At 59.8% G+C, this 12712-nt stretch carries 10 protein-coding genes; 1 reads left to right on the forward strand and 9 read right to left on the reverse strand.

What is annotated here, in order from left to right:
* Positions 1–202: 202 nt before the first annotated feature.
* The 8 genes from ACIOWA_RS10440 to ACIOWA_RS10475 form a co-directional block, all read right to left on the reverse strand.
* A complete protein-coding gene (locus ACIOWA_RS10440; protein ID WP_339432947.1) occupies positions 203–1765 on the reverse strand; it encodes an AAA family ATPase in 1563 nt (520 codons plus the stop codon).
* Positions 1766–1775: 10 nt separating this feature from the next.
* Positions 1776–2876 carry a 3-dehydroquinate synthase gene (gene aroB, locus ACIOWA_RS10445; RefSeq protein ID WP_339432948.1) on the reverse strand — a complete coding sequence of 367 codons (1101 nt, stop codon included), beginning with the start codon at positions 2874–2876 and terminating at the stop codon, positions 1776–1778.
* Between the two features lie 152 nt (positions 2877–3028).
* A complete protein-coding gene (aroK, locus tag ACIOWA_RS10450) occupies positions 3029–3547 on the reverse strand; it encodes a shikimate kinase AroK (protein ID WP_221731302.1) in 519 nt (172 codons plus the stop codon).
* Positions 3548–3551: 4 nt separating this feature from the next.
* Complete coding sequence (gene pilQ, locus ACIOWA_RS10455; RefSeq protein ID WP_339432949.1) at positions 3552–5633, reverse strand: type IV pilus secretin PilQ; 2082 nt, start codon at positions 5631–5633, stop codon at positions 3552–3554.
* Positions 5634–5646: 13 nt separating this feature from the next.
* Complete coding sequence (locus ACIOWA_RS10460) at positions 5647–6174, reverse strand: pilus assembly protein PilP (RefSeq protein ID WP_401159692.1); 528 nt, start codon at positions 6172–6174, stop codon at positions 5647–5649.
* Positions 6171–6794 carry a type 4a pilus biogenesis protein PilO gene (gene pilO / locus ACIOWA_RS10465; protein ID WP_339432951.1) on the reverse strand — a complete coding sequence of 208 codons (624 nt, stop codon included), beginning with the start codon at positions 6792–6794 and terminating at the stop codon, positions 6171–6173. Before pilO ends, ACIOWA_RS10460 begins: the two co-directional genes overlap by 4 nt.
* Positions 6791–7357 (reverse strand): PilN domain-containing protein, encoded by a 567-nt coding sequence (locus ACIOWA_RS10470; RefSeq protein WP_339464015.1) that lies wholly within the window; start codon positions 7355–7357, stop codon positions 6791–6793. Before ACIOWA_RS10470 ends, pilO begins: the two co-directional genes overlap by 4 nt.
* Positions 7357–8421: a pilus assembly protein PilM gene (locus tag ACIOWA_RS10475; RefSeq protein WP_339464012.1), complete on the reverse strand. Its 1065-nt coding sequence runs from the start codon at positions 8419–8421 to the stop codon at positions 7357–7359. Before ACIOWA_RS10475 ends, ACIOWA_RS10470 begins: the two co-directional genes overlap by 1 nt.
* A gap of 219 nt (positions 8422–8640) precedes the next feature.
* Between ACIOWA_RS10475 and ACIOWA_RS10480 the strand changes: the two genes are divergently transcribed.
* On the forward strand, positions 8641–11085 hold the full coding sequence (locus ACIOWA_RS10480; RefSeq protein ID WP_401159729.1) for a penicillin-binding protein 1A: 2445 nt from the start codon (positions 8641–8643) through the stop codon (positions 11083–11085).
* Positions 11086–11308: 223 nt separating this feature from the next.
* On the opposite strand, the gene ACIOWA_RS10485 is transcribed toward ACIOWA_RS10480, so the two are convergent.
* On the reverse strand, positions 11309–12577 hold the full coding sequence (locus ACIOWA_RS10485; protein ID WP_339432955.1) for a malic enzyme-like NAD(P)-binding protein: 1269 nt from the start codon (positions 12575–12577) through the stop codon (positions 11309–11311).
* Positions 12578–12712 lie beyond the last annotated feature (135 nt).

Consider the following 12712-nt stretch of genomic DNA (forward strand, 5'->3'; position numbering starts at 1 on the left):
CGAAATGTCGCAAATTCATGTCGCATTTGTGAAAGGTTTAAAGCGATCTGCTGTGCTAGTCAAAACTTTTTTAATTTTGACCGCAACGACTCAAAGACTACTGTGACGCAGACACCACAAGGCACGCGACCTGGAAGGACGCGCGCACTCGTAGAAATTTTGAGGTGCTTGGAGAGGCGGCCTGGGTAAGGCCGCCGAATCTTCAGCGAGTTGTTGCCAGTTCCTGTTGGACGCTGGCGACAGTGCGAGGCCAAGGTTTACCAGCCTGAACCTTCGCTGGCAAGGCCTTGATGGCAGAAACAGCCGCGTCACGATTGGCGAAGTTGCCGTAGGTGATCACGTAGAGAGGCTTGCCGTTGAGCATTTTCTTGAAATAACGGTACTCGCCGCCCTGCTCTTTGACGAAGTTTTGTGCGCTCGTTTCGGAGCTGGTGCCGAGGATCTGCACCACGTAGTTGCCCGTCGGTTGCCCGGCGTACCAGCTGCCACCGGCGGCTTTGGCGACAGTAACCGGCTTCTCGACCGGTTTAGCGGCTGCCACTGGCTTGGCAGGCGCTGGAGCCGGTTTGGCTGCTGGCGCTGCCGGAGCAGGCTTGGCAGTGGCGATTTGCGTCGGTGCCGGCGTCGGTGCAGGACCGGCCGGAACACCCGCCGGTGGCGCCGAAGTGGTCACGGTTGGCGGCGTATCGCTGGAGCCTTCCAATGGCACGCCGTCGTCGCCTTCAGTGATACCGCCAGCCGCTTCGGCCAATGGGCCGCGCATGACGGGTTGCGAGTTGCCGACCAGCGGCAACGGCATCGGCTGTGTATTACCGGCGAATTCGACCGCTGGAGCACCGCCATTCGCTGCGCCCTGACCCAATGGCAGTTGAGCCTGCTCATTGGCCGGCGCGCCGGTGGTGGGTGCCTTGCTGCGACCCGGCATCAACCAGGCGGCGGCAACCGCGACCACAACGACGGCAGAAATCGCCAATACGTGTTTCTTCGGCATGTTAAACCCCATACTTGGACGCTTGACCGCAGAGCGGCTGGCAATCATGACTTCGATCAGAGCATCGCGAGCGACCTGGTTGATGTTACCCGGCCAACCCTCGGCGCTTTCGTGAATATCAGAGATCTGATCCGCGGTGAAAAGTTCGACACCCCGGCCTGCACCTTCGAGCCGTTGGTCGAGATACTCGCGGGTCTCTTCTTCGGTGTAAGGCTGCAACTCGATGACGTGGAAGCGTTCTTCCTCGAGCTGCAAAGCCTCGAGTTGAGCGATCAGCGACGATTCACCGAACAGGAATACATGCGGGCGACCTTCCGGCGCGCCGGCACCCAGTGCCATCAGCGCATCGAGGGCCGATTCGTCGAGTTGCTCGGCATCGTCCACCAGCAGATAGACTTCCTGGCCGGTCAGCGCCAGTTGCACCACCTGATCCAGAATCGCAGCGACATCGGCCTGAGCGACGTTCAGCGCCTGCGCCACCTGGCGCAGCACGCCAGCCGCATCACCAGCACCGCGGGCGGAAACCACCACGCTCTGCACAGATTGTTTGTTGGTGCTGGCGACCAGCGCCTGACGCAGCAGGGTCTTGCCGCTGCCTTCCGGGCCGGTGACCACCAGCAGCAACTGGCTGTAACGCGCCAGATGATGCAATTGTCCCAGCACCGGTTTGCGCTGGGCCGGAAAGAACTTGAAGCCCGGCACCCGCGGCGCGAAGGGATCGTGACTTAACTGAAAATGGCCGAGGAACGCCTCGTCGGCATGCAAACTAGTCATCGGAATCTTATTAACCTTTAAGCTGTGCCAAGGCGCGGTAATCCGCTCCCAGCGTGGCCTGTAGAACCTCTTTCGGATAATCGTCGGTCACTACCGCTTCGCCCATCCGGCGCAGCAGCACCAGGCGCAGGCGACCGTCGATCACTTTTTTGTCGATTGCCATGTGTTGAAGAAAATCGGCTTCGGTCATTTCGGCAGGCGGGATCACCGGCAGACCTGCACGCTGGAACAGGCGAATACCGCGATCACGCTCCTGCTCGCTGATCCAGCCCAGACGCGCGGACATCTCCAGCGCCATCACGGTGCCAGCCGCCACCGCCTCACCATGCAGCCAGACACCATAGCCCATGTGAGTCTCGATGGCGTGGCCGAAGGTGTGACCGAGGTTGAGCGTGGCGCGTACGCCGGTTTCCTTCTCATCAGCGCCGACCACCGCAGCTTTGGCTGCGCAGGAGCGCTCGATGGCGTACGTCAGGGCCTTTTGATCCAGCGCGCGCAAGGCGTCTACATTGTCTTCGAGCCAGGTCAGGAACGGTTCGTCGCAAATCAGGCCGTACTTGATGACTTCCGCCAGCCCCGCCGACAACTCGCGCTCGGGCAGCGTCTTCAGGGAAGCGGTATCGATCAGCACCACGTTCGGCTGATAGAACGCGCCAACCATGTTCTTGCCCAGCGGATGATTGATACCGGTCTTGCCGCCCACCGACGAATCGACCTGGGACAGCAAAGTGGTGGGAATCTGGATGAAATCGACGCCACGCTGGTAACAGGCCGCGGCGAAACCGGCCATATCGCCGATCACACCGCCACCCAGGGCAATAACGGTCGTGCGGCGGTCATGACGGGCGGTCAGCAGACCGTCGAAGATCAGTTGCAGGGTTTCCCAGTTCTTGAAGGCTTCGCCGTCGGGCAACACCACGGAAATCACCGAGAACTGCGCCAGGCTGCGGGTCAGACGTTCGAGATAGAGCGGCGCAACGGTCTCATTGGAGATGATTGCCACCTGCCGCCCGTGAATATGCGGAGCCAGCAGTTGCGGCTGATCCAACAAACCTTCGCCAATATGAATCGGGTAGCTGCGCTCGCCTAGATCGACCTTGAGTGTCTGCATGTGTCCCCACAGTGAAGATGGAAGCAGGCGTCCTGCCCTGAATTATTGGTTGTCTGCGGCCTATAGCGGGTATGACGCCGCTCGCACGCCATCCGCCACAACCTCGACGGGCTGTGATAGGACGCCGAGGATAGCGCATTTCGGGCGATGCTTTAACGGGGTGGAAGCTGCGCCAGGCGATCGAGAATGTCGAGCACCACCATGCGTGGCGGCCGTTCGTCGGTTTCCACCACCAGATCGGCGATTTCCCGATAAAGAGGATCACGGATCGCGAGCAGGTCTCGCAGGGTTTTCGCCGGATCAGCGGTGCGCAGCAACGGCCGATTGCGATCGCGGGAGGTGCGGCCAACCTGCTGTTCGACAGAGGCGTGCAAATACACCACACGCCCGCCGTCATGGAGGGCCTTGCGGTTGGCATCGCGCATGACTGCGCCACCGCCGGTCGCCAACACCACGCCATCGAATCCGCACAGTTCGGCGATCATCGCCTGCTCACGGTCGCGAAAGCCCGGCTCGCCTTCCTTGTCGAAGATCCACGGGATATTGGCGCCCGTGCGCAGTTCAATTTCCTTGTCGGAATCTTTGAACGGCAGGCGCAGCTCTTTGGCCAGCAACCGGCCGATGGTGCTTTTTCCAGCGCCCATCGGTCCTACAAGAATCAAATTTCGCACAGAATCAACGACTCACAGCAATCGCCTGGTTATTCATGATACGCGGAGTGAGAAATACCAGCAGCTCGGATTTTTTCTCCGAAACCACATCACGCCGGAAAAGGCGGCCAAGATACGGCACATCGCCAAGAAATGGCACCTTATCTACGACCTTGCTTTGAGTATTTGAGAAAACGCCCCCAATCACGATGGTTTCGCCGTCATTGACCAGCACCTTGGCGTTGACCTCGTTCTTTTTGATCGGCGGGACATCCTGCACTTTGTTCAGGTAGTCCGGTTCGTCCTTGGTGACCTTGACCTCCATGATGATGCGGTTGTCTGGCGTGATCTGTGGCGTCACCTCCAGCGACAGCGAAGCCTCCTTGAACGACACCGAGGTGGCGCCGCTGGAGCTGGCTTCCTGGTAGGGAATTTCGGTGCCTTTGAGGATCTTGGCGGTTTCCTTGTCGGAGGTGACGACTTTCGGTTGCGAGACGATTTCGCCGTTGCCGGTTTTTTCCATGGCCGTCAGCTCGAGATCGAGCAACACGTTGTCAGTGATAAAAGCGATACCAATCCCGGACGTGTTGTTGACGGTGCCCATGTCGACGAACGGCGAGTTGGTGCTGGTGCTGCCCGGCGTTCCGATGGTGGTGGAAGAACCGTTGCTCACACCAGACGTGTTCCAGTTGCCCTTGTTCTGGATGGAGCCGCCCCAGCGCACGCCCAGGCTTTTGTCGTAATCGACGTTGGCCTCAACGATTCGTGCCTCGATCATCACTTGGCGCACCGGAATATCCAATTGCGCCACGATCCGCCGCAGCTCATCAAGACGATCCTGAGTCTGGTAGGCAATGATGTTATTGGTGCGTTCATCGACGGTGATCGAACCGCGCTCGTCGATTTTCGCCTCGGCGCTGGTCACCGACTGGAACAGCTTGGCGATGTCCGCGGCCTTGGCGTAGTTCACCTGCAGCAGTTCACGGCGCAACGGTGCCAATTCAGCGATCTGCCTCTGCGATTCCAGCTCCTGGCGCTCACGGGCGGCGATCTCATCGGCCGGCGCCACCAGCAGCACATTGCCGATCTTGCGTTTATCCAGCCCTTTGGTTTTCAACACCAGATCCAGTGCCTGGTCCCACGGCACATTTTGCAGGCGCAAGGTGATGCCGCCCTGCACCGTATCGCTGGCCACGAGGTTGAGGTTGGTGAAATCAGCGATCAGTTGCAGCACCGAACGCACGTCGATGTCCTGAAAATTCAGCGAGAGTTTTTCGCCGGTGTAGGCCTGACGGTCAGCGTTGCGTTTTTGCAGGTCGTCCATCGTCATCGGACGAATGCTGACGGTCAGCTTGTTGTCGGTCTGGAATGTGGAGTAATCGAAAGTGCCGCTGGGCTCGATGGTGATGATTGCACGATTGCCGGTCGCGGCAGCATTGACGAACTGCACAGGCGTGGCGAAATCCTTGACGTCGAGGCGCACCCGCAACTTGTCGGGCAACTGGGTGCGCGCGAAGCTGAGGATGACTTTGCCATCATGTTCCTGGATATCCGGGGCGATGGTCGGGTCAGACAGGTCGATGACCACGTTGCCCTCGCCTGCGGTACCGCGCTGAAAATCAACGCCGCGAATGGCTCGGGCCTTGGCGACGAACGCCGTGGCGGGAGGCGCCGCCGTGGTCACGCGCGGCGCTGCAACAGCGGCGGAACGCGGCGTGGCCGCTGGAGCCCCCTGACCTACCACCACGAACAGATTCTTACCCTCGACCCGCGTGCTGTAAGGCGCAAGCTGCGTCAGGCTGACGATCAGGCGGGTGCGATCCTTGGCTTCAACCACCGTGGCCGTGCGCGCATTGCCGCGGCCCAGATCGAGATTCTTTTTGGCCAAATGACTGGCTACACCGGGCAAATCCAGGGCAATCCGCGCCGGGGATTCGGTGGTGTAGCCCTTGGGTTGCGGTGGAGGGCCGTCGAACGACAGCTTCAGTTCGACGCGATCACCCGGCAATGCCGCCACGTCCAGCGTCTTCAGATTGGCCGCGATTACCATCGGCGACATCAGCGCTATCCATAGCGAAAAACCGAGGGTGGAGAAAATCCTGTTCATTATTCGACTTCCACTAAGAGTGCTCTTTCAAAGGAATGGTGCGTGGACGCTCCAGCCAGGCGCCTTCGCCGTCGGGCACGATTTCAATGACATCGACCTGAGTGGCGCTGATGGCAACGATGCGCCCGTCGTTGCGCCCCAGGTAGTCGCCGACCTTCAACCGATGCACCCCGCCCGCCCCGCGCAATAGCGCAAAGGAGCGGCTGGCATTGGAAATCGTGCCGACCATTTCAAACTGCTCGATGTTGAAGCCTTCGAGGTATTGCCTGACCCGGTTCGGGTCAGGTTTGACGTTGCGCGAACCATGCTTCTGCCCGGCCAGATCGACACGCACCTGACGTGAGAACGGACTGCGCAGATTGGCGGCGCTATACGTGAATTTCGGGTAAGTGTGGAATGTCGGCGTGGGTTCAATCTTGCCCGCCGGGCGCAGACGCACTTCATTCATATAGGCGTCGAGGTCACTGAAACCTTCGCTGCCGCCACACCCGCTCAATGCCAGCAGCGCCGCCGACAGCGCGAGATAACGAGTCAGGGTCATTTCTGCAGCCCCTTGTCGTTATAGCGGTAAGTCTTGGCGAGAATGCTCATGCGCAGCTTCGGCCCGCCTTCCTTATTGGCCGGTGCCAGTTCGAAATCATGCAGCGTGACAATGCGCGGCAACCCGGCCACTCCGCTGACGAAAGTGGCAAGATCGTGATAGGAGCCGGTGACGGTAATCTGGATCGGCAGTTCGATGTAGAACGGCTGAGTCACTTCCGGCAGCAGTTTGATCTCCTCGAACTCCAGGCCGCTACCCAATCCCGTGCGGGTGATGTCTTCCAGTAAACCCGGCACCTCAGTGTCGCTCGGCAATTGCCGCAACAACACGCCGAAGGAGTTTTCCATTTCCTTCATCTGCTGGGTGTACAACTCGAGATTGGCCGACAGGTGCGCCTTGCTGGCGAACTGCTCCTTGAGCGCGGCCTCCTCCAGGCGCCTGGCCTCAAGTTGGTTTTCCATGTCGCTGATGAAAAAGTTATAGCCAAACGCCAATACCAGAACCATCACCAGCGCGCCGGCGATGGCCTTCACCGCGGCCGGCCAGGAACCGATGTTGCTGGTGTCCAGATCGTTGAAATCGACGTTGCGCAGACTCTCCAGCCATTCGGACGGCTTCATTGCTCGCCCTCCAGCGTCATGGGCTGGGTCTGACGAACAGTCAATTGAAAGACGTTGGCCTGCTCCACCTGGTCGGCTGAAGCGGCCTTCACTTCGTTCAGACTCGGCGCTTCGAACCAGTCGGACGCCTCCAGATTGCGCATCAACTCGGAAACACGATTGTTCGACTCCGCCGCCCCACTGATCGACAGGGTTTTACCAGCCATTTTCACGTCAGTGAAATACACGCCATCGGGCAAAGTGCGCGCCAGTTGATCGAAAATCCGCCCGATGACCTGCCGGTTGCCCTGCAGGTCCTGGATGATGTTCATGCGCTCGAGCAATTGTTGGCGATGAGCCTTAAGCTCGCTGATTTGCTTGATTCGCTCGTCGACTACAGCAATCTGTTTGCCAATGTAGTCGTTACGGGCCGCTTGCCGGGCGATGGCCGTATTGATGATCTGATCGGCGATAAACACTGCGCCCACAGAGCCGACCAACACGCCCGTCAGCACCAGCAGGAAGCGTTTGCGCTGTGCTTCGCGGCGCTCCTCACGCCAGGGTAAAAGGTTGATCCGCGCCATCAGTCGAAACTCCTGAGCGCGAGCCCGCAGGCAATCATCAGGGCCGGCGCGTCACTGGCCAGGGCCCCGGCGTTGACCTTACTGCTCAAGGCCATGTCGGAAAAAGGATTGGCCACCTGAGTCGGCGTATCGAGGCGCTGCTCGATCAATCTATCCAGACCCGACACCGATGCGGTGCCGCCGGCCAGCAGAATGTGATCGACCGCGTTGTACTGTCCTGAGGCGAAGAAGAACTGCAACGAACGCGAAACCTGCTGCACCAGCGCTTCACGAAACGGCTGCAACACCTCGCTGACATAGTCGTCGGGAAGGCCACCCTGTTTCTTCGCCAGCCCCGCCTGCTCGACGGTCAGGCCATAGCGACGCTGGATTTCTTCGGTCAGTTGACGACCGCCGAACAGTTGCTCTCGGGTGTAGATGATCTTGCCGTTGTACAGAACGCTGAGGGTGGTCATGGTTGCGCCGATGTCGACCACCGCCACGGTCAGGCGCTCCTGGGAGGCCGCCAGTTGCGTCGCGAGCAGGCCGAACGAGCGTTCCAGCGCATACGCCTCGACGTCCACCACGCGAGCCGTCAGCCCGGCGAGCGCGAGGGCTGCTTCACGGACTTCGACGTTCTCCTTTCGGCAGGCAGCGAGCAACACGTTGACTCGCTCGGGGTTGCGCGGCGACACGCCCTGGACTTCAAAGTCGATAGCAACCTCGTCCAGCGGATAGGGAATGTATTGGTCAGCTTCGATCTTGAGCTGGTTTTCCAGCTCGTCGTCTGACAGTCCGGCGTCCATTTCGATGATTTTGGTGATGACCGCGGAACCGGCCACCGCCACCGCCACGCTCCTGTTGCTGGTGCGCGCCTTGACCAGCACCCGGCTCAGCGCCTGGCCGACACCTTCGAGCTCGGCGATGTTTTTCTCGACCACAGCGTTAGCTGGCAACGGCTCCACCGCGTATGCCTCGACCCGGTAGCGGTCACCCTGACGGCTCAACTCCAGCAGCTTCACCGACGTGGAACTGATGTCGATCCCCAGTAACGTATTGGCCTTTTTATTGAAGAGTCCCAGCACTACCAATTCCCTATGACTTTCCGTGAGTTACGGACTCTGTAATACGCATTGCGTTCCTTCACCCCGTCTTGACAGAAGCGCCAATGACGCCTCCGGCAGAAAAGTGCTTATAATGCCCAGCGATTTTTTCCGCTTTTTACTGCCAGCGCGGGCCGTTCTGTGTATAGCCGGAACCCCGTCGCCAAATTCATTCTTTGCCCTGGATGTCCAAAAGCCTTGATTCGTCTGCTGAAATTTTTCGGTTGGTCCATCGTCGCCGTTTTCTGCGGACTGCTATTAGGTCTCAGCGGCGCGTATCTTTACCTTAGTCCGGGTTTGCCATCTGTGGAGGCGCTGAGAAGCATTCAGTTGCAGATTCCACTGCGGGTCTACAGCAGCGACAACAAGTTGATCGCAGAATTTGGCGAAATGCGCCGGACTCCGATCCGTTTCGCCGACATTCCCCCCAATTTCATTAATGCGTTACTAAGTGCTGAAGACGACAATTTCGCCAATCACTACGGTGTCGATCCGAGCAGCCTGATGCGCGCCGCGACGCAATTGGTCAAAAGCGGCCACATTCAGTCCGGCGGCAGCACCATCACCATGCAGGTGGCGAAGAACTTCTTCCTGAGCAGCGAACGCAGCTTCTCGCGCAAAACCACCGAGATCTTGCTGGCCCTGCAAATCGAACGACAGCTGACCAAGGACGAGATTCTTGAGCTGTATGTGAACAAGATCTATCTGGGCAACCGCGCCTACGGCATCGAGGCGGCGGCGCAGGTGTATTACGGCAAGTCGATCCGCGACATCAGCCTGGCGCAAATGGCAATGATCGCCGGCCTGCCAAAAGCCCCGTCGCGCTTCAACCCGCTGGCGAACCCGGTGCGCAGCAAAGAACGCCGCGACTGGATCCTGGGGCGCATGTACAAACTCGGCAAGATCAGCGAGGCGGACTACACCGCCGCGGTCAACGAACCGCTGAACGCCAGCTATCACGTACCGACGCCAGAAGTGAACGCGCCGTACATCGCCGAAATGGCCCGCGCCGAAATGGTCGGTCGCTATGGGAGCGACGCCTACACCGAAGGCTTCCGCGTCACCACCACGGTGCCAAGCAACCTGCAGGAAATGGCCAACACTGCGCTGCACGAAGGTTTGATGACCTACGACCAGCGTCACGGCTATCGCGGCCCTGAATCGCGCTTGCCGGGCAAAACCCGCGAAGCCTGGGCCAACGAATTGACCAAACAGCGCACCATCAGCAGCCTGGAACCGGCGATCGTCACCCAGGTCGACAAGAACGGCCTGCAAGTGCTGACCCGTACCGGTGAAGAACATGTCGCCTGGGACACCATGAAATGGGCGCGGCCGTTCCTCAACACCAACAGCATGGGCGCCACCCCGCGTCAGCCGTCGGATGTCGCGCAGGTCGGCGACCTGGTGCGAGTACAGCGCCAGAAGGACAATTCGCTGAAATTCAGCCAGATTCCGCAAGCGCAAGGTGCGCTGGTGTCGCTGGATCCTCAGAACGGTGCGATTCGCTCCCTGGTCGGCGGTTTTGCCTTTGAGCAGAGCAACTACAACCGCGCCATGCAGGCCAAGCGTCAGCCGGGGTCGAGCTTCAAGCCGTTCGTCTACAGTGCTGCGCTGGATAACGGCTACACCGCCGCCAGCCTGGTGAACGACGCACCGATCGTTTTCGTCGACGAATACATGGACAAGGTCTGGCGACCAAAGAACGACAACAACACGTTCCTGGGTCCGATCCGTCTGCGCGAGGGGCTGTACAAGTCACGCAACCTCGTGTCGATCCGTTTGCTGCAGGCGATGGGCGTCGGCAAGACCATCGACTACATCACCCGCTTCGGCTTCAACAAGCAGGATCTGCCGCCCAACCTGTCTCTGGCGCTGGGCACCGCGACCCTGACGCCAATGGAGATCGCTACCGGTTGGAGCACGTTCGCCAACGGCGGCTACAAGATCACTCCGTATCTCATCGACAAGATTGAAAGCCGCAATGGCGACACGCTGTTCGTCGCCAACCCGCCAACCGTGCCGCAGGGCGGCTCGGCCACGGACGGCATCGCGGCGCCAGCCACTCAACCGCTCACCGTCGACACGGCGCCGGTTCCGGGCGAATCCGCAGACAACACAGCAGCTCCACAAGTGCCGGCAGTGGCCGAGCGGATCGTCGATGGTCGCACTACTTACATCCTCAACAGCATGTTGCAGGACGTGATCAAGCTCGGCACCGGCCGTCGCGCACTGGCCATGGGTCGCAGCGACATCGCCGGTAAAACCGGTACGACCAACGAATCGAAAGATGCCTGGTTCTCTGGCTACAACGCCGATTACGTGACCACGGTCTGGACAGGCTTCGATCAGCCGGAAAGCCTAGGCCGCCGTGAATTCGGCGGCACGGTGGCGCTACCGATCTGGATGAACTACATGTCGGCTGCGCTGAAGGACAAGCCGCCACACGTGCAGCCTGAGCCGGAAGGCATCCTAAGCCTGCGGGTTGATCCGGTCAGCGGCCGTGCGGCAACACCGAGCACGCCGGGCGCCTACTTCGAGCTGTTCAAGGCCGAAGACACGCCGCCATCGGTGAATGAACTGGGTAACGGCACCGCACCGGGCAGTCCGTTGCCAGCGGATGAACAGGCGCCAATCGATTTGTTCTGATCCTGATCCGCCGACAAGCCCCACCTTCGAGAGAAGTGCGGGGCTTTTTTGTGCCTTCAGGATTTGCAGTGGATGTACCGCCTTCTTCACAGGTAAAACCGCTCGCGCACCCACTATGCGAGCCCCCCCCCTGCGGCAGCGGGCTTGCGCGCGAGGAGACATCAGAAACAAAAAAGCCCCGACTCTTGCGAGTCGGGGCTTTCGCTTGAAGCGCTACAACGACTTAGCCGTTGAACACATCATCGACGCTTTTCAGCGGGTAGTTCTTCGGATACGGCAGGGTTGCCACACCGGTCTCGATGGCGGCTTTGGCCACGGCATCGGAGATCAGGGTGATCAGGCGCTGGTCCATTGGCTTCGGAATGATGTACTCACGACCGAATTCCAGCGGGGCGCCACCGTAGGCATCGCACACGTCCTGAGGGACTGGCAGTTTGGCCAGTTCACGCAGGGCGTTGGCAGCAGCCACTTTCATTTCTTCGTTGATGCGCTTGGCGCGAACGTCCAGGGCACCACGGAAGATGAACGGGAAACCCAGTACGTTGTTGACCTGGTTCGGGTAGTCCGAACGGCCGGTGGCCATGATCACGTCGTTACGGGTGGCGTGCGCCAGTTCCGGGGAGATTTCCGGATCCGGGTTCGAGCACGCGAACACGATCGGGTTGGCCGCCATCGACAGCAGGCCTTCCGCGCTCAGCAGGTTCGGGCCGGACAGACCAACGAACACATCAGCGCCTTTCAGAGCGTCAGCCAGGGTGCGCTTCTCGGTGGCGTGGGCGAACACGGCTTTGTACTGGTTCAGGTCGTCACGGCCGGAGTGAATCACGCCAGTACGGTCAACCATGAAGATGTTTTCGATGCTTGCGCCCATGCTCACCAGCAACTTCATGCAGGAGATGGCAGCAGCACCAGCGCCCAGGCAGACGATCTTGGCGTCAGCCAGGGTTTTGCCAGCGATTTCCAGGGCGTTGATCATGCCTGCAGCGGTCACGATTGCAGTGCCGTGCTGGTCATCGTGGAACACTGGAATGTCGCACTGCTCGATCAGAGCGCGTTCGATCTCAAAGCACTCGGGTGCCTTGATGTCTTCCAGGTTGATGCCACCGAAGGTGATGGAAATGCGCTTGACGGTGTCGATGAAGGCTTGCGGGCTTTCGGAGTCGACTTCGATGTCGAAAACGTCGATGCCAGCGAAGCGCTTGAACAGTACGCCTTTACCTTCCATTACAGGCTTGGAAGCCAATGGGCCGAGGTTGCCCAGGCCGAGAATCGCGGTGCCATCGGAAATGACTGCAACCAGGTTGCCCTTGCCGGTGTACTTGTAGGCCAGTTCAGGATCGCGAGCGATCTCACGCACTGGTTCAGCTACGCCGGGGCTGTAGGCCAGCGACAGGTCGCGGGCGGTAGCAGTGGCCTTGGTGAGCTCGACACTCAGCTTCCCCGGACGAGGATTGGCATGATATTCGAGAGCGGCAGTTTTCAGATCAGACATTTTGGCATTCCGCTTTTTTACTGTTGGACAGACTGGTCAGCGAGGATACGCGCCTCGCAAAGTCCCCACAAGACTGAGCAGTCACCCCTGTCAAGCACCCAGCCCTACGACTTTGGGCCAAGAGCCACGGCGGGC

Origin of the sequence: Pseudomonas sp. NPDC087614, assembly GCF_044743485.1 — a bacterium.
GTDB lineage: Bacteria > Pseudomonadota > Gammaproteobacteria > Pseudomonadales > Pseudomonadaceae > Aquipseudomonas > Aquipseudomonas baetica_A.